General features: G+C 42.8%; 15 protein-coding genes and 1 tRNA gene. 7 read left to right on the plus strand and 9 right to left on the minus strand.

Features of this window, described 5'->3' with window-relative positions:
• Positions 1 to 496: 496 nt before the first annotated feature.
• The 6 genes from HRT96_RS11345 to rpsU form a co-directional block, all read right to left on the minus strand.
• Positions 497 to 877, minus strand: coding sequence for a DUF6697 family protein (locus HRT96_RS11345; protein ID WP_293156465.1), 381 nt, complete (start codon positions 875 to 877; stop codon positions 497 to 499).
• 316 nt (positions 878 to 1,193) lie between these two features.
• On the minus strand, positions 1,194 to 2,435 hold the full coding sequence (locus tag HRT96_RS11350; RefSeq protein ID WP_293156468.1) for an integrase domain-containing protein: 1,242 nt from the start codon (positions 2,433 to 2,435) through the stop codon (positions 1,194 to 1,196).
• 173 nt (positions 2,436 to 2,608) lie between these two features.
• Positions 2,609 to 2,685 (minus strand) — tRNA-Ile (locus HRT96_RS11355).
• A 113-nt stretch (positions 2,686 to 2,798) separates the two neighbouring features.
• Positions 2,799 to 4,628, minus strand: coding sequence for an RNA polymerase sigma factor RpoD (rpoD, locus tag HRT96_RS11360; protein ID WP_293156471.1), 1,830 nt, complete (start codon positions 4,626 to 4,628; stop codon positions 2,799 to 2,801).
• A 250-nt stretch (positions 4,629 to 4,878) separates the two neighbouring features.
• The gene (dnaG, locus tag HRT96_RS11365; RefSeq protein ID WP_293156474.1) at positions 4,879 to 6,615 is read right to left on the minus strand and encodes a DNA primase; all 1,737 of its coding nucleotides are present in this window, start codon (positions 6,613 to 6,615) and stop codon (positions 4,879 to 4,881) included.
• Positions 6,616 to 6,886: 271 nt separating this feature from the next.
• Entirely contained in the window at positions 6,887 to 7,102 is a 216-nt protein-coding gene (gene rpsU, locus HRT96_RS11370; protein ID WP_006032380.1) for a 30S ribosomal protein S21, read from the minus strand.
• Positions 7,103 to 7,295: 193 nt separating this feature from the next.
• Here rpsU and tsaD point away from each other — a divergent pair, with 193 nt between their 5' ends.
• The 5 genes from tsaD (at position 7,296) to HRT96_RS11395 (ending at position 12,317) form a co-directional block, all read left to right on the plus strand.
• Positions 7,296 to 8,339: a tRNA (adenosine(37)-N6)-threonylcarbamoyltransferase complex transferase subunit TsaD gene (tsaD, locus tag HRT96_RS11375; protein ID WP_293156477.1), complete on the plus strand. Its 1,044-nt coding sequence runs from the start codon at positions 7,296 to 7,298 to the stop codon at positions 8,337 to 8,339.
• A 182-nt stretch (positions 8,340 to 8,521) separates the two neighbouring features.
• Positions 8,522 to 9,013, plus strand: a complete 492-nt coding sequence (locus HRT96_RS11380; RefSeq protein WP_293156480.1) for an LPP20 family lipoprotein — start codon at positions 8,522 to 8,524, stop codon at positions 9,011 to 9,013.
• A gap of 57 nt (positions 9,014 to 9,070) precedes the next feature.
• Positions 9,071 to 9,673, plus strand: coding sequence for a penicillin-binding protein activator LpoB (locus HRT96_RS11385; RefSeq protein WP_293156483.1), 603 nt, complete (start codon positions 9,071 to 9,073; stop codon positions 9,671 to 9,673).
• A 9-nt stretch (positions 9,674 to 9,682) separates the two neighbouring features.
• Positions 9,683 to 11,242: a hypothetical protein gene (locus HRT96_RS11390; protein WP_293156485.1), complete on the plus strand. Its 1,560-nt coding sequence runs from the start codon at positions 9,683 to 9,685 to the stop codon at positions 11,240 to 11,242.
• Positions 11,243 to 11,318: 76 nt separating this feature from the next.
• Positions 11,319 to 12,317, plus strand: a complete 999-nt coding sequence (locus tag HRT96_RS11395) for an LPP20 family lipoprotein (RefSeq protein ID WP_293156487.1) — start codon at positions 11,319 to 11,321, stop codon at positions 12,315 to 12,317.
• Between the two features lie 144 nt (positions 12,318 to 12,461).
• On the opposite strand, the gene fis is transcribed toward HRT96_RS11395, so the two are convergent.
• The 3 genes from fis to prmA all read right to left on the minus strand — a co-directional run bounded on the left by fis (position 12,462) and on the right by prmA (position 14,949).
• Positions 12,462 to 12,761, minus strand: coding sequence for a DNA-binding transcriptional regulator Fis (gene fis / locus HRT96_RS11400; protein WP_006032374.1), 300 nt, complete (start codon positions 12,759 to 12,761; stop codon positions 12,462 to 12,464).
• Positions 12,762 to 12,776: 15 nt separating this feature from the next.
• The gene (gene dusB, locus HRT96_RS11405) at positions 12,777 to 13,742 is read right to left on the minus strand and encodes a tRNA dihydrouridine synthase DusB (RefSeq protein ID WP_293145542.1); all 966 of its coding nucleotides are present in this window, start codon (positions 13,740 to 13,742) and stop codon (positions 12,777 to 12,779) included.
• 325 nt (positions 13,743 to 14,067) lie between these two features.
• Positions 14,068 to 14,949: a 50S ribosomal protein L11 methyltransferase gene (prmA, locus tag HRT96_RS11410; RefSeq protein ID WP_006032372.1), complete on the minus strand. Its 882-nt coding sequence runs from the start codon at positions 14,947 to 14,949 to the stop codon at positions 14,068 to 14,070.
• A gap of 406 nt (positions 14,950 to 15,355) precedes the next feature.
• Between prmA and HRT96_RS11415 the strand changes: the two genes are divergently transcribed.
• Positions 15,356 to 16,702 carry a TolC family protein gene (locus tag HRT96_RS11415; RefSeq protein ID WP_293156489.1) on the plus strand — a complete coding sequence of 449 codons (1,347 nt, stop codon included), beginning with the start codon at positions 15,356 to 15,358 and terminating at the stop codon, positions 16,700 to 16,702.
• Positions 16,703 to 17,701, plus strand: a complete 999-nt coding sequence (locus HRT96_RS11420; protein ID WP_293156491.1) for an efflux RND transporter periplasmic adaptor subunit — start codon at positions 16,703 to 16,705, stop codon at positions 17,699 to 17,701.
• Positions 17,702 to 17,704: the final 3 nt, after the last annotated feature.

Genomic DNA, 17,704 nt, shown 5'->3' on the forward strand with positions numbered 1-17,704 from the left:
CCTGAAAGAAACACAAGTATTTAGATTTTGATAAAAAGGGGATGATCAAACCTCTAGCTGATTTGATCAACAACGCCATGTGAAAGTATAATGCCATCATACGAAGAAAAACTAAATATCATCTTTAACTATTTGAATTAAATGCAACCTATACAACAACAGGAATCATAGAGGCTAAATTTTTTAACTTATGATTTTAAATCTAGCTTAGCTGCATAGTGGGGTACTTTGTGTTATTAGTCTAAGATCGTTTTGGTAATGAGATCAGATGCATAATAAAGGGGGAGTAAGGAAAATCTCAATGTTGACTTGCTAATGGTTCTTTGTACTACCCATAATACCAGTTTGGGTAGTTGCCAAGCCTTATGCCGTCTGGCGATAGATAAAATAACTCAGCTGAACTTCCCTTTTTACAGTTTTGATACGTAAAAGGTAGTTGGAAAAAGTAGCTTAGAGCTTATCCTTCAAAGGACTATGGTATTTTTAAAATACTTTCTTATTCAACTTCTTGTAAATCAAACACATAAGAAAGTTCGCCATATCGACCTGATTTTGATTCAGCTTGATCTAAAACGCTCTGTTCATTAGTACCACCTAAACAGCTATATTGACCAATGTATTTGTAAAGCCTTGATGATTCATTAGGTTTGATGAATACAGGGAATACGTTATCTGGTTGGGATATAAGTAACTCCGCTTTGGTTGTCACTTTACCGGCATTCCCTGCTTGAACTTGACTAGGACAATCAGGGTTAAGTTCACGATTAAAGCAACCAGCTAGAATGCGTTTATTTTTTTGAGGCAAATATGTTTGTATTTCACCTCCGACCAATTCTTGTATCTCTTTTCTAGCGTAGCTTTTAGTTTTATCAAACATATTATCTCCATAGTTACATAATGGCTTCTTTTTCAAGTCTTACAATCAAATGATCCGTTCTCGATTCTATGGGCACTTTACATGCATGAGAAAATATTAGTCAAATAACAAATTGAAGAAGTGAGAGTTCGTGATCGCTTGAATTAGTTTGGATTGTTATGATAGCCGTAAAGACGGCTTATTGTCGATTGGTTTTTTGCTAAGAAAAATACGAATTATCTATTTTAATTTTGTAGTTTTATTTAAAATATCAAGTGCAGCTAGTGTTAGATATATACTAGTGTAACTAGCTGACACTTTATTTTGATAACAGGCATCAACTTACCAACTGCAATCCTTTTTGCCCTGCCACTGATAAATTCCCTTTTGCTGCTTCAACAATATGGTTACTCCACCAGTTCATTAGTTTTTTTCTACGTTCTATGTATTCAGAGCGGTTATAAGCACGTCTTACTTCATTCTTGTCTATATGAGCTAATGCAGCTTCAATAACGTCAGGATCAAAGCCCTGTTCGTTTAGCGTTGTACTGGCTAATGCACGTAAACCATGTGAAACCAATTCCCCCGCAAAGCCCATACGCTTTAAAGCCATGTTAGCTGTTTGGCTATTTGAGTGCTTTCTTGGATCTCGGTGGCTAGGGAAAACGAATTCTCGATGCTGGCTAATCGGTTTCATTACTTCTAATATCGCATACGTTTCCTTAGTAAGAGGGATCGTGTGTGGTTTTTTCATTTTCATTCGTTCAGCAGGAATTATCCACGTACCTTTATCAAGGTCTATGTCATCCCATCTAGCCGTGGCAGACTCTATGGGGCGTGTCATGGTATGCAGTTGCCATTCAATGAGGCAACGTGTAGTTCGAGTTATGTTAGCGCTGTAAAGTCGTTGCATAAGCTCTGGTAAACGATCTGGCTCAATGGTTGCCATGTGTTGTTTTTTGGCTGCTGGGAATAGCTTAGTAATATCTGAAAGGTAATTAACTTCAATGTGACCGGACGCAACTGCAAGCCTCATGACCTCATTAATGATACGGCATAAACGTTTTACTGTTTCAAAATTACCTTTGGCTTTTACTGGTTCAAGAATACGAATTACAGGCATTGGTTTAATATGTTGAATCGGTGTATTGCCTAGAGAGGGGATGATATGTTTTTGTAATGACTGATAAGCTTTTTCGGCAGTTTCAGGCTCCACTGCTTGTTGTTTCAAAACAAACCATTTTAGAGCAAAGACTCCAAATGTATTTTCTAGGTCATCTCTATCTTTTTGTTGAGCTTCGTCTTTATGCGTTTTGGGATCAATATTATTTGCTAAGAGCTTTTTAGCATCTGCTCTTCGTTTTCTAGCATCGGCAAGAGATACATCCGGATATTTACCAAAACTAATATTTGTTCTTTTTTTGCTAATAGGATGGGAATATTTCAAGATCCACAGTTTTGAACCCGTAGTTTTAACCCTTAGTTGTAATCCGTCACCATCAGATAGGGTGTAATCTTTATCTCGAGGTTTAGACAGTTTAACTTCTGTATTCGTTAAAGGAGCAACTTTTTTAGCCATGATGTACCACCGGAATTTACACAGAATAGTGTTGGTACATGGAATGGTACATTAAAACGTGGATGTTAGAAAATGGCTATGGACGCTAATGGATTGAGCTGTGACGTAAATCATTGATTTCATTTTCTTCAGATGAAAAAAAAGACGTCCGAGGACGTCTTCAATCAAAAATTTGGTGGGCCCTCCCAGACTTGAACTGGGGACCTGCCGATTATGAGTCGGATGCTCTAACCAACTGAGCTAAGGGCCCTGATCTTTCAAACGTTCTTACGACGCTTTAAGATGCAGAAAGTATATAAGCATACTTTCTGCATGTCTAGGTTATATTCAATAACTTAGACAAGGAACCTGCTAACTGCTCAATTATTCGTCTAAGAAGCTACGTAGCTGTTCGCTGCGGCTAGGATGACGTAATTTACGTAATGCCTTCGCTTCAATTTGACGGATACGCTCACGCGTTACATCGAACTGTTTACCCACTTCTTCAAGTGTGTGGTCAGTATTCATATCGATACCAAAACGCATACGCAGCACTTTCGCTTCACGGGCGGTTAGGCCAGCTAGTACGTCGTCTGTCGCGCCTTTAAGGCTATCTTTTGTAGCAGCGTCAACGGGTAAAGAAAGCGTGGTATCTTCAATGAAATCGCCTAAGTGAGAATCTTCATCATCACCGATAGGTGTTTCCATTGAGATTGGCTCTTTAGCAATCTTCAATACTTTACGAATACGATCTTCTGGCATCATCATGCGCTCAGCCAATTCTTCTGGCGTTGCTTCACGGCCCATCTCTTGCAGCATTTGACGCGAAATACGATTCAGTTTATTGATTGTTTCAATCATATGCACTGGAATACGGATTGTACGTGCTTGGTCAGCAATAGAACGGGTGATCGCCTGACGGATCCACCATGTAGCGTAAGTCGAGAATTTGTAACCACGACGGTATTCAAACTTATCTACGGCTTTCATCAGACCGATGTTACCTTCCTGGATTAAATCAAGGAACTGTAGACCACGGTTGGTGTATTTTTTGGCAATCGAAATTACCAGACGTAAATTCGCTTCAACCATTTCTTTTTTCGCACGGCGGGCTTTCGCTTCACCAATACTCATACGACGGTTGATGTTTTTGATCTGTGAGATAGTCAGACCAGTGGTATTTTCGACTAACTTTAATTTGTTGATACAACGGCGTACGTCAAAGTCGATACGCTGTAATGCTTGCGCATAAGGTGCCGCAGATTGTTGTGCTTTTTCGAACCAAGTAAAGTCAGTCTCGTTGCCAGCAAATGCTTCGACGAAAGCGGCTTTTGGCATTTTGCATTGTTCAACACACATCTTGATCACAAGACGTTCTTGCACACGTACGTGATCCATCATGTGACGCATGCTATTAACGATGCGATCAAACTGTTTTGGGACCAGACGGAAAGTACGGAATACTTCACTTAACATTTCAACGTGTAGGCGTGTTTTCGGGTGTTCTAAGCCGTGGTCTTTAATGCCTTTGAGTAATGCTGCGTGATGTTTGCGTAGTTCGGCAAATTTTTCAGCTGCTTCTTCAGGATCCGGGCCTTTGTTGCCTTCTTCCTCTTCTTCGTCATCATCAGTATTACCAGCTTCATTTTGTTTCTTGGTAACTTCAGAACCGATATGTGTTGCTGTTGGTGCTACATCGTCTGCATTTGGATCGATGAAACCCGTGATGATGTCACTTAAGCGTGATTCTTCAGCCAGAAATTTGTCATATTCAGCTAATAACGAATTAATTGCTTCTGGGTATTCTGCTACGGCAGTTTGTACCGCATAGATACCTTCTTCAATACGTTTAGCAATGACGATCTCGCCTTCACGAGTCAATAGCTCAACGGTACCCATCTCACGCATGTACATGCGCACTGGATCGGTAGTTCGGCCGATCTCAGATTCTACTGAAGCAAGCGCTGCGGCTGCAGCTTCGGCGGCATCATCATCAGGTGCTGATGTATTTTCTGCCATCAACAGGTCATCTGCATCAGGTGCTGTTTCTAGCACTTGAATACCCATGTCATTGATCATTTGAATAATATCTTCAACCTGATCTGAATCCACGATATCTTGTGGTAAATGATCATTTACTTCTGCATAAGTTAGGTAACCTTGTTCTTTACCTTTAGCGACAAGAAGTTTTAATTGTGATTGAGGGGATTCCATAGAATACTTCCACTCCGGTGACGTGGTTCAAAGATACAGACGCAAAAGCACTGCGCAAACAAAGCAGTATAGTGCTAAACGGTGCTTTTTTCTACTTATTGGTGTAATTATTGTGGTTAAAATGCGCATTAATACAACGGTTATCTCGTTATACTAAGCGAAAGCTTTCAACTCAGTGTTCTGAGACGATTTAGTTCGGCTCTTTTTGTTAGTACTGTAAATGGGGTTTAATGGATCACATTTCAAGCCATTATGATGATTTTAATTCATCTAAAATACTTTTATACTCCAAAAGCTCAGATTTAGTTAAACCACCTTGGGCTGATTTTAATTGTAGTTCACCGAAACGTTGTTCGATGACTTGGGTTGAAAGAACAAATAAAGTATCGAAAAATTCGGCTTCAATGGCGTCATCTGCGCCATGATCCCAAACTGCCAGCTTTATCAGTGCTTTCTGCTCTGGTGTATCGCGCCAATATTCTAATAATTGTGCGGTACTTATTTGATCGCTACTATTTGTTTGTGCTAACAATTTTAATAAGATATTAATGCCAGGCAATTTTAATTGCGGCAAATCATCGAATATCGGTAGGTTAAAACCAATGTGCGGATTTTGCAATAATAATCCAATAGCACGACGTATTGGCGTTATTTGGATTGCTTTTTTGGTTGGTTTCGCTGTTGCAATGCTGGTAAACAGTTTATTTAGCTTAGCTTCATCCCAGCCTAAAAATCGAGCCAACTTCTTTAATACGATACCACGATAGAAACCGTCCGGCATTTTTTCAATCAGGGGTTTGACTTGGCTAGCCAATTTACTGCGTCCTGCGTCGGTCAGGGTGTCGATATTTTGGCTTAAGCGACTAAATAAAAAGTCCGGTAAGGTCTGGGCCTCTTTAAACAGTTGCTCCAGTGCATCTTTACCTTGGTGGCGGACTAATGAATCTGGGTCTTCGCCGTCAGGTAAAAATACAAAGTTGAGTTCTTTACCATCACGCAACTGCGGCAGGGCGTTTTCGAGTGCGCGCCATGCCGCATCACGCCCAGCTTTATCACCGTCGTAACAACAGATCACTTGACTGGTATTGCGGAATAAGGTCTGCATCTGATCGCCAGACGTTGAGGTACCCAATGACGCCACAGCATAATCAATGCCAAACTGCGCCAAGGCCACTACGTCCATATACCCTTCAACCACCACAATTTGTGGGATCTCTTTATACGCTTGGCGTACTTCGTATAATCCATAAAGCTCTTTGCCTTTATGGAAGATCGGCGTTTCGGGTGAGTTCAGGTATTTGGGTTTTTCATCACCCAGTACTCGACCACCATAACCAATGACGCGGCCACGTTTATCACGGATCGGGAACATCACCCGTTCACGAAAACGATCGTAACGACGTGATTGACCTTCATTCTCAATTAATACACCGGTGGTGAGCAATTGATCTTCGGTGTGTTTGTCACGGCCAAAACGTTTTAATACGTTGTCCCAACCGGGGGCAGCATAACCAATGGCGTATTTTTTAATGACCTCGGCAGACAATCCGCGCTGCTTTAAATAATCATTAACGACGCGTTTGTTTGGGTGTTCTTTTAGCTGGTACTGATAGAAGCGCGTGACACTTTCTAATAGCTCGTAATAATCTTTACGTTCAGGCGCCGTTGGCCCCTGTGTACCGCCTTCTTCTCTGGGTACTTCCATACCGTAAAAACTGGCCAGATCTTCAATGGCTTCGACAAACTCAAGGTTGTCGTATTCCATTAAGAAACCGATGGCGTTACCGTGCGCACCACAGCCAAAGCAGTGGTAGAACTGTTTATCTTGGCTGACTGTAAAAGAAGGGCTTTTCTCATTATGGAACGGGCAGCAAGCCTGGTAGTTTTTCCCTGCTTTTTTCAGCTTGACGCGTTTTTCGACGATATCCACGATATCAGCTCGACCTATCAAGCCATCGATAAAGTCGCGAGGTATTCTACCGGCCATATGTACCTAACTAATGAGTATGAAGATGATTGCTAATTGCAATGACAGTAACAATTACAGAAAATACGTGACTCATTATGGTGAATAAATCAGTTATGTACTGGTATCGTTATAAGACTAGGGTAATAAATTGTATGAGTTTTGAAAAGCAAACAAGCCGTGACTCTAGGAGTTCACGGCTTGTTAATAGGCGTTATCTTTAGCAGGTTAAGTCAAAGACTTGTTCTGAGGGATAAGCCTAAAATGCATACAGTAGTTATACTAATAGATCTTAGTATAGACGTACGCGACGTGCATTTTCACGAGACAATTTCTTAGCTAGACGCTTAGATGCTGCTGCTTTAGCACGTTTACGAACTGTAGTAGGTTTTTCGTAATGCTCACGACGACGTACTTCAGACAAGATACCTGCTTTTTCGCAAGAGCGTTTGAAACGACGTAGTGCAACGTCAAACGGTTCGTTTTCACGTACTTTAATTACTGGCATGTTTGCTTCCAACTTATAGGTTTAATGGTTCCAAGTTATCTGGAACCTAAAATATTTTTATAGAAATTCTACAAAAATGGTGCCGAATTGTACTCTAGAACACGATTAAATGTAAAGCGCAATAATTTGGCGCTGGAGAAATAAGTATAGCGCAGGTACTATTGGGCTGTCATACATAAGGTGAATGAATAAAATGCGCGTAATAGGAATAGAAACATCATGTGATGAGACCGGCATTGCAATTTATTGTGATGAACAAGGGCTAATGGCTCATCAACTTTATAGCCAAGTAAAACTGCATGCCGATTATGGCGGTGTAGTACCGGAATTAGCGTCACGTGACCATGTGCGTAAAATTATTCCACTGATTAAAGCGGCGCTGGCCGAAGCGGGCTGTACGAAAGATGATATCGACGGCATTGCCTATACCACAGGGCCGGGATTGGTTGGTGCACTTATGGTGGGAGCTACAGTTGGCCGTAGTATCGCTTATGCGTGGGATATTCCGGCATTAGGTATTAACCATATGGAAGGTCATATGTTAGCGCCAATGCTGGAAGAGCATACCCCTGACTTTCCGTTCTTAGCGATGCTGGTGTCGGGTGGTCATACGCAAATTGTCCGTGTTGACGGTATTGGTCAGTATGAATTGCTGGGCGAATCGGTCGATGACGCTGCGGGCGAAGCATTTGATAAAACCGCCAAATTATTGGGTTTAGATTATCCAGGTGGACCTCGTTTATCGGCATTGGCTGATAAAGGGGTCGCAGGGCGTTATCGGTTCCCGCGTCCCATGACGGACCGCCCCGGTTTAGATTTTAGTTTCTCAGGGCTAAAAACATTTGCGGCGAATACCATTGCCAAAGAAAAGAAATTAGCAGAAGAAGCGGGTGCCGATGGCGTTGATGAGCAAACCCGTGCAGATATTGCATTTGCATTCCAAGACGCTGTCGTTGATACCATTTCAATTAAGCTAAAACGAGCAATCAAAGCAACCGGCATTAAACGGCTGGTGGTTGCTGGTGGTGTCAGTGCTAATAAATACTTACGCATTAAATTAGCCGAGATGATGGAGCAGCAACACGGTGAAGTTTTCTATCCGCGTATTGAGTTTTGTACTGACAATGGCGCGATGATCGCGTATGCCGGTTTACAACGTTTACGTCACGGTGGTGATGACAGCTTAGAGATCATTGCACGTCCGCGTTGGCCATTAGATCAAATGGATGCGATATAAGTCATAACTATTTGATGTTTTAGTTGTCATAGTTACTTAAATGGGTAAATTTGATGAACATAAACCAGACTATCGGTAGTTAGTCTGGTTTTTTTATAACTGCGAATGGATGACGCGAGTTGATTTGGTTTTATACTATTTAAAATTATAATATCTAAACACTTTTTAGGGATAAGTTAATCATGAAAATAGCAGCGTTAAAAATGACCGTGGCCGCCGGCATAATGGCTTTATTATCAGCGTGTTCAAGTCAAACTAACATTGAAAGTAACCTTGATATTAGTGGTGCACCAGATTGGGTGAATATCGGTACGCAAACTGTCGATGATGATTCTGGGCGTTTATTACACGGTGTGGGCATGTCAAATGGCATTGCTGACCAATCCTTACAAAAATCTGTCGCTGATAACCGTGCACGTGCCGAAGTTGCGCGTATCCTAGCGATATCGGTTGATGTAATGCAGGCGGATTATACCGCGGCGGCCAATGGTGAGATCAGCGCCAATGTGGAACGTGAAATTAAAGCGAAAACAAAATTAGCACTCAATGGCGTAAAAATTATTGGTCGTTGGAAAAATCCAGATAATGGCGATATTTATGCCTTTGCTGAATTAGACCTGGCTGATCTGGACGCGGCAATCAAGCGTGCGACTGCATTAACGCCAAAGCAGTAATGCTATTATTTAGGCATTCATGAATTGAAGTAGTTAAATTTAGGAAGGAAACTGTCAATGAATAAGTTGTTTAAATTAGTATTGGGTTCGATCTTAGTATCGACGTTATTAGCTGGCTGTAGTACCTCGGTAGAGCGTATTGATGCGGGCCAAACTGTCGATTTAAGTGGTGCGTGGAACGACACTGATTCACAAATGGTGGCGCAGGAAATGATCAGTGATGTGTTAGCACGTCCTTGGTATAGCAATTTCACTGCCAAAACCGGTAAAGCACCGGCTGTTATTATCGGTACTGTACGTAACTTAAGTCATGAACACATTAATACCAAAACCTTTGTTAACGAAATGGAACGCGAACTGATTAATAGCGGTCGTGTCGAGTTTGTGGCATCCAGTGATGAACGTAACGAGATCCGTGAAGAACGTATTGATCAAGACTTAAATTCAACGGAATCAACGCGTAATGCGGCTGGTCAAGAGCAAGGCGCAGACTTTATTTTGAAAGGTCAGATCAATACCATTATTGATACTGCGGATAGCGAGCAAGTACGTTATTACCAAGTTGATTTAAGCCTCATCAGCCTAGCGGATAACCGCAAGGTATGGGTTGGCCAGAAGAAACTGAAGAAACTCGTGTCTAACGGTAAACTACGTTATTAATAGGTCGTGATGAAAGCTGTATTAACATTGTTACGTTCGCGTCGTTATCTCATCATTATTATTGGGTTTAGTTTATTGCAAGGTTGTTCATTGCAGCAGCATCAGCTTAATGATTTGGCTCAAACATTAGATAACGGTAATGCCAGTCAAGTATTGACCGAAGTTGCGCAACGGGACTACCCAGAGCGCGATCTGGCGCAATACAAACTGACACTCGGGTTATTACGTGCTGTGAATGGTGATTTTGCGGGTGGTATTAATGAATTGCAGGCGGCGAAAACGGAAATTAATCAACTGCAAGCGCTAAGTATTAGCGAAAACATTGGTGCGATCACGGTCAATGAAACCTTACGCAGTTATACCAGCACGGCCAGTGAACGGATGTTATTACAGCAATTATTGATCTTATCTTACTTGATGGAAGATGATCTGGATGGGGCGCGGGTTGAAGTATTGCAAATGCAAGAGTTAGCCAAAAGCTTACCGAATAGCGGACTGTCAGGATTAGTCGCAAGTAGTTATTATCTGGGGGGCTTGGTGTATGAATTCGGCGATGAAACAGATAATGCCATGATCAGTTATCGCCAAGCTTACCAAGTAATGCAAACCACTAAACTGTCGATCCCCCGTGTATTGCAAGACAGCTTATTGCTCGCGTCGAGACAGTTGGGACTCAGCTCGGAACATGATAAATATGTGACCGAATTTGATCATGACGTAACGGCGTTAGATAGCAATAAAAGTCAATTGGTTTTAGTTTATTGGGGCGGGGTGGTGTCAGCGAAGCAACAGCGTTACCTCAGTATTTATGAACCAAGTTTGGGTTATAATATTTCCTTAGCGTTACCCTATTATGCGCAAAACTATGTCAAACCGACGCCTTGGCGTTTTACTGTGTTAGGTAAAACCGCTGAAACTGAAATTTTTGACGATGTGAATGTATTGGCGCGTGCCGATCTCGATGCCGAATCAGCTGCGATCTATGCGGCGGCCTTAGCACGGGTTATTATCAAGCAAACCGCATTGCACGAAGTACAAAAAAAGGATGAGGGCGGATTAGCGACCTTGTTACTGAATATTACCACTATGCTCAGCGAAATGGCGGACGTGCGCAGTTGGAATATGTTACCGGCTAGTATTCAAGTGCAACGCTTAACACTTGACGCGGGTACTTATTATTTACTGCAGCCGAGTCTGACCCGAGGTTTATCGGTGACAGATATCGCGCCGATAACGTCTGTATTAGCCGCGCCAGAGTCAGTCGTACCAGCATTAGTGAATGCAACAGTAAGCCTCACCGATGAGCTCGCGAATAATGCGACTGAGTCTGATAACGGCTTGAGTTTACCGCAATCAAATGTCGCGATAGCGGATGCCGCATTGGCGAATGAACAATTAGATAATGCGGCCGATACGATGGGCACAGTGTCAATCGCGATGACCAATATTGGCAATGTGCCAACGGCGGTCACTGTGGATCCTAAACCCTTGTTATTAAAACCCGGGAAAACCGTGTTACTGTTTTATTCCAGTGCGGCTAAAAAAGCCTACCGCCCGTTATCACCTTAGTTATTCATGAGCGGCTTGCCCAATGATTTAATCTGGGCGAGTGCTTAAGTCACGGTTTGTTACAGGACACGACCATATGATCAAAAAATTATTTTCCACCAGTTTAATTTCTGTCGCAGCCATCTTGCTGAGTGCATGTAGCAGTATCCCAGAGCGTCCAACTTGGTTAGATGGCGCAGATGTTCACTATCCTGCCAATGTTTATTTGACCGCGTCTGGTCAAGCGAAAACCAGCAGTGTTGCCGATAATCGCGCATTGGCTAATTTAGCTAAAATTTTTGAAGTGTCGATTGCGGATGAAAGCATTGATTTTAGCGAAGCCAGTATCAGCCAAAGTAATGCCAGTGGCAGTACCATTCGTCAGGTTGAGAACAAACAAACCTTATCACGCTTTGTAAATACCCAAGCGCAGCAAGTACTGCAAGGCACCGGTATTGTCGAACGTTGGCAGGATCCGGTTTCGGGCCAGCAGTCGAGTCTGGCGGTGATGAAGAAAGCGCCTGCCGCGGCATTATTCATGCAATCAATACGCGCGGCAGATGAACAAACCAGCGCTGCAGTGAAGTATGCCGAGCAACAAGCGCCAAACCCACTGATTGCCCTTAGTGCATTAGAAAGTGCCCGTGAGCGTCAAATAACACGCTTAAATGATAATAATAACCTACGTGTGGTGACGGGGAATGATATCAATGTGGCATATTCGGTAGAAACCTTAACTCAGATGATCAAAACTCGCTTAGCGGCATTATCATTTGCGACGTCAGCAAGCGATGAGCAAGCGTTATTAGCTTTGCAAGGCGGAGCCGCTGAAGTGGGTGTACAGCTTAAAGATGATAGCCAATACAAATTAGTATTAACCTTAGAGAAAGGTGCTGTAGAACAACGTCAGGCGTGGTATTGGTTACGTGGCAACGTTGTGTTAACTGTGATGGATGGTCACAGTAGTATTGCCAATAAACGCTGGCCATTTAAGATCTCGGCGCAAAGCGAGCAATTATTAGAGCAGCGACTTGCGGTTAAGCTGAGCGCGGATCTGCCGGACTATGTCTACCAAGTATTAACCCCTAAAATGTAATTCAGTGCTTAGTGCTGAATCATTTTTGCGATAGGTACCCAAGTTACTTCAAAATGCTGCATCTTGAGGTAGCTTGGGTATAAAAAAAGCCAGTCCTGAAAAATCGGGACTGGCTTTTTATTACATTAGGTTTAGGCCAAACGCTTAGTTCATGCCGTAACGCTTTAGTTTCTTCCGAAGAGTACCACGGTTGATGCCCATCATCACAGCTGCACGGGTTTGGTTACCGCGAGTATACTGCATAATGATATCTAGCATTGGCGCTTCAACTTCTGCTAATACCAAGTCATAAAGATTTTCTACATCTTGGCCATTTAATTGTGCAAGATAATTTCGTAGTGCTTGTTGGACAGAATCACGTAATGGTTTCTGTACAATTTGCTCAGCTTGTTGCACGGTTGCAGAAGTTGTTAAGGCACTAGGAGCCAGATTTTGTTCAAACATATATTGCTCTTCTCGTTAGCTTAAATCATCAAAATATTTCATTAATGCAAAGTTTTGTTCCGCAGAACTGTCCAATGCATTAAAGCTTTTACGAAACTCAACACCATTAGTCTGGTGTTGTATGTACCAACCGACGTGTTTGCGCGCAAATCGAACGCCTTTAAACTCACCGTAAAACTGGTGTAGGTTTTCGACATGTTGCAAAATGACTCGGCGAACTTCATCAGCAGTTGGCACGGGTAATTTTTCACCTGTTTTAAGATAGTGATTTATTTCCCGAAAAATCCAAGGATTGCCTTGAGCTGGGCGTCCGATCATCAGACCGTCTACACCTGTGTACTCAAGTACCTGTTTAGCTTTTTCTGGGCTATCAATATCACCATTTGCGATCACAGGAATGCTAATGCTAGCTTTAATCGCTTTTATAGTGTCGTATTCTGCCGTGCCCTTGTACAGGCAAGCGCGAGTACGACCATGAACCGCGAGGGCTTGAATTCCAGCTTGCTCGGCGATTTCAGCTATCTGTATACCGTTGCGATTTTCAAGATCCCAACCGGTACGTATCTTTAGTGTTACTGGTACATCGACAGCGCTTATCACGGCATCTAAGATCAGCTTCACTTGAGCCGGATGTTGCATCAATGCAGAACCCGCCATTTTTTTATTTACTTTTTTCGCCGGGCAACCCATGTTGATATCAATGATCTGCGCACCATTTTTTACATTGTGCTGCGCGGCTGCTGCCATCAACGCTGGATCTGCGCCTGCTATCTGCACAGAACGGATCCCGGTTTCGCCAGCATGATCCATGCGCTGTTGCGATTTTTCTGAAGACCAAACTCGAGGGTTACTCGATAACATCTCTGACACGGCCATACCTACACCCAAATCACGACAAAGTTGACGGAAAGGACGGTCAGTAACACCAGCCATAGGAGCCAAGAATAATTGGTTATCCAGAAGATAAGGACCTATTTTCATCTGTGGTGGCTCATTTGCTCTAAGGCGGCGTATGTTACGCAGTTTTCACCCGAGTTAAAAGGTTAATAATTAGACTATTGAATATTTTTTTAGTTGAAATCATTAAATAATAAAAAAAACACCTCTAAATCAAATTATAACAACAGATAATCCAGCTAAATGGCTTATTATTCAATTTTCACTCAGGTTGAATTAAAATTTAAGATAGCTTGCATTTTAGCCTGATTAATTACTGATCGCACGTTTTTTACGTAATTACTGGTTAGTTTTTCTACACAAGCCTAGTTTTACATTTGCTTATGTAGATCACCCTGTATGGCAAATATTATTTAATTTGGCCGTTTAAGCGTGCCCATTCGTCACTCAGTGTTGGTTCATCCATGATGCAGTGTTGACGATAGATTTCGTTCAATTCTGCTGCTTGGTGATCCAAAATACCGGATAATGCTAGTTTACCACCTGGTTTTAAGAAGCTGATGATAAGCCCTGAGAGTTCACGCAATGGTGCCGCAAGAATATTGGCAACCACGATATCTGCTTTGATACCGTCGGGTTGATCGGCTGGTAAGTACAATTCGATTTGGTCAGCAACGCCATTACGCTCGGCGTTATCACGACTTGCTAAGATAGCTTGTGGGTCGATATCCACACCGATCACCCGCTTAGCTCCTAATTTAAGTGCCGCGATGGCGAGGATGCCAGAACCACAACCAAAGTCGACTACTGTTTTGCCGGTTAGGTCTTGGCCATCTAACCATTCTAGGCATAACGCGGTCGTCGGGTGGGTACCAGTACCAAATGCTAAACCGGGATCAAGCATCACGTTAACCGCATTTTCATCCGGTACTGGACGCCAGCTTGGGCAGATCCATAAACGTTCGCCAAATTGCATTGGGTGGAAGTTTTCCATCCATTCGCGTTCCCAGTCTTTATCTTCGAGTATTTCTAATTTGTAGCGAAAATCTGAACCTAGTACCTTGGTTTTGGCTAAGAAAGCTAAGATCGGCTGCATGTCTTTATCTGCATCAAACAGACCGGTTACATCAGTATCACCCCATAGCAGCGTTTCACCAGGCAGTGGTTCAAAGATAGGCGAATCTTGTGAGTCCATGAATGTGACAGCACTTGCTCCTGCGCCAGATAGCATGTTACCTATCTTCTCAGCTGTTTCTTCGTTAGCATTAATTTTTAATTGGATCCAAGGCATCGATTTTCTCTCCGTTATTTCGTGGGCGTAATTGTACGCATCTAAGCCATAAGACACCATCGCTATATGGTAATTAAATGAAAATATCCGCGTTTAATTGTGCGGAGCAGGGCCGAGGCACAGCATTAATCGGGGGTATTGCTGAGGACTGACTTAAATTAGGCTGATGCTGGCATAGTACTCGACAAATTTATGCGTTAGTATGCGTTTTTGGTTAACATTGTCGTCTTCTGCACGCTATTTGTAGAGTATATGCTCTATTCTTGACTGTTATAGTATCAACGTGATTATGTTTACAGTAATTTTAAAATATGCCCTTCGTGGTTTAATTACTTGATATTAATAGTTTAGTTGCTGAATTGATGTTAATCGGCTATGCCACAACAGCGTGATTTTAGGAATAAATATGAAAACAGTCTTTTATGGCATTATTACCGCCATTACATTGAGTTGTAATGTGCAAGCTGCGGCTATCGATTTTTCTGAAGCTTGGTATCAAGTGGCACAGAAAAATGATGCGCTACAGGCAAAGAAAGAACAAGTGAAATATGCACAAGCATTGCAGGATGCGGCGAAGTCGCTGTATTTACCCAATGTCGATATTACTGGTTCATATACCCATTTTGATAAGCCAATAGTAGCAGAACTGCCTGCAGTTGAACTTTTTGGTCAGTCATTTCAACTTCCAAATCTTCCATTAACCAATCAGAACTTTGCTCATTCTTCATTGAATGCGGTATTACCGATTTATACTGGTGGTCGCATTACCGCGGCGCAAGACATTCGCCAAGCACAAGTGGATGAAGCCCAAAGCAATTATAATTTAGCCACTCGGGCGACCTTTACTCAGTTAGTGCAGTACTATTTTGGGGTGGTGTTATCCGAACAAGTCTACCAAGTACGTCTTGGCGCTGTGGATGCATTAGCCACTCACCTTAATCATGCGGTGAAGTTTGAGCAACAAGGCCAGATAGCCAAAGTCGAGCGCCTGATGGCGCAAGTGTCGTTAGATAAAGCCCAAATAGAAGCACAGAAATCATTTCGTGATTTCGAGATTGCCAAGCTGGCGTTAACCAAGATGCTCAAGCAGCAAGAATCGGTATTACCGACTACGCCGTTGTTTGTGAATAACAGTGTCAACTCGGTTACGCCGTATCTAACTAAAACGTTAGCCGACCACCCCGGTATAGCCATCTTAAATGCCAAGCGAGAACAAGCGAAAGGCATGGTGGACATGGCCTCGGCCAAGCATTTACCCGAAGTGATGCTGTACGGTAATTATAACTTATATGCCGATGATTCTGCGACCGGTGAATTGCTACCAGAATGGATGGTTGGCGTCGGTATCCGTATTCCGCTCATGGATCGTTCTGGTACGTCACAAGAAGTGGTTGCCGCCAAAAGTTCGGTACGTCAGGTGAACTTATTGCAAATGCAAATGCAGCAAGATCTATCCATCTTGGTCGAAAAAACCTATGCGGAAATGGCCCAAGCATTAGAGGAATATAACTCGCTGGCATCGAGCCAAGCGTTATCAGCAGAAACCGTGGTACTGCGCCAAAAGGCGTTTAGCCAAGGCTTATCAACATCACTGGAAGTGGCAGATGCCCAATTGTATGCCACCAGTATTCGTGTTCAGCGTCTGTCTGCGAGCTATAACTATGTGAAATCACTTGCACAATTATTATCTGTTAGTGGCGATATCGATCGCTTTATGGACTATCTACAAATCAATGGTATCGAGGTTAAATAAATGAGTAATGTTAAAACAGGCATCATTGCAGTAGTCGCGTTGACGGTGATCGGCTGGCTGGCCGTTGAATTCAATCGTGCTTATGAGCCGAAGAATATATTGTTACAAGGTCAGATTGAAGCCGAGCAATATAATGTGTCTTCTAAGATCCCGGGACGTATTGCTTCGGTAGACGTGAAAAAAGGTGAACTAGTGAGCAAAGGACAATTAATTTTCTCACTGGCAAGCCCTGAATTAGACGCTAAATTAGCGCAGGCCAAAGCCGCTCGTGCCGCGGCCGGTGCAATGCGTGCACAAGCCGAAATCGGTGCCCGTGAACAGCAAATTATTGCGGCTAACGACCAATGGAAAAAAGCCCAAGCAGCGACGCAGTTGATGGAGATAACCTATCAGCGAGTGGATAACCTTTATAAAGACGGGGTATTGCCAGAGCAGAAGCGCGATGAAGTGTATACCAAGTGGCAAGCCGCTAGATATACGCAAAATTCGGCATACCAAGTTTATCAAATGGCGAAAGAGGGTGCGCGTAAAGAAACTAAACAAGCTGCTATTGAGCAAGAACGCATGGCGGAAGGTGTGGTGGCTGAAATGGAGTCTTATACCAAAGACACCAAGCAATATGCATTGCGCGATGGTGAAGTGGTACAGATCTTATTGAAAGAAGGTGAACTTGCACCGACCGGTTTTCCTGTGGTTAGTGTTGTTGATATTAACGATAGCTGGGCGGTATTTAATATTCGTGAAGACTTATTACCACGCTTGAAAAAAGGCACGTTATTAACGGCGCGTATTCCGGCATTGGGTGATGGGACGTATCAATATAAAGTGTCACATCTTGCGGTGATGGGAGACTATGCGACTTGGCGTTCGACCGACAATGCGAAAGGGTTTGATTTACGTACCTTTGAAATTGAAGCAAGACCCGTCAACCCGATTGCCGATCTACGAGTGGGTATGAGCGTATTAGTTGAGCTGGCGCCGTCAGCGACAACGCAGTAAGTT

It is taken from the genome of Moritella sp. (genome assembly GCF_013215705.1).
Classification (GTDB): Bacteria; Pseudomonadota; Gammaproteobacteria; order Enterobacterales; family Moritellaceae; genus Moritella.

Bases quoted from the DNA above. Each gene is read 5' to 3' on its own strand.
- HRT96_RS11345 (WP_293156465.1), bottom strand. From the start codon at position 877: ATGTTTGATAAAACTAAAAGCTACGCTAGAAAAGAGATACAAGAATTG.
- HRT96_RS11350 (WP_293156468.1), bottom strand. From the start codon at position 2,435: ATGGCTAAAAAAGTTGCTCCTTTAACGAATACAGAAGTTAAACTGTCT.
- rpoD (WP_293156471.1), bottom strand. From the start codon at position 4,628: ATGGAATCCCCTCAATCACAATTAAAACTTCTTGTCGCTAAAGGTAAA.
- dnaG (WP_293156474.1), bottom strand. From the start codon at position 6,615: ATGGCCGGTAGAATACCTCGCGACTTTATCGATGGCTTGATAGGTCGA.
- rpsU (WP_006032380.1), bottom strand. From the start codon at position 7,102: ATGCCAGTAATTAAAGTACGTGAAAACGAACCGTTTGACGTTGCACTA.
- tsaD (WP_293156477.1), top strand. From the start codon at position 7,296: ATGCGCGTAATAGGAATAGAAACATCATGTGATGAGACCGGCATTGCA.
- HRT96_RS11380 (WP_293156480.1), top strand. From the start codon at position 8,522: ATGAAAATAGCAGCGTTAAAAATGACCGTGGCCGCCGGCATAATGGCT.
- HRT96_RS11385 (WP_293156483.1), top strand. From the start codon at position 9,071: ATGAATAAGTTGTTTAAATTAGTATTGGGTTCGATCTTAGTATCGACG.
- HRT96_RS11390 (WP_293156485.1), top strand. From the start codon at position 9,683: ATGAAAGCTGTATTAACATTGTTACGTTCGCGTCGTTATCTCATCATT.
- HRT96_RS11395 (WP_293156487.1), top strand. From the start codon at position 11,319: ATGATCAAAAAATTATTTTCCACCAGTTTAATTTCTGTCGCAGCCATC.
- fis (WP_006032374.1), bottom strand. From the start codon at position 12,761: ATGTTTGAACAAAATCTGGCTCCTAGTGCCTTAACAACTTCTGCAACC.
- dusB (WP_293145542.1), bottom strand. From the start codon at position 13,742: ATGAAAATAGGTCCTTATCTTCTGGATAACCAATTATTCTTGGCTCCT.
- prmA (WP_006032372.1), bottom strand. From the start codon at position 14,949: ATGCCTTGGATCCAATTAAAAATTAATGCTAACGAAGAAACAGCTGAG.
- HRT96_RS11415 (WP_293156489.1), top strand. From the start codon at position 15,356: ATGAAAACAGTCTTTTATGGCATTATTACCGCCATTACATTGAGTTGT.
- HRT96_RS11420 (WP_293156491.1), top strand. From the start codon at position 16,703: ATGAGTAATGTTAAAACAGGCATCATTGCAGTAGTCGCGTTGACGGTG.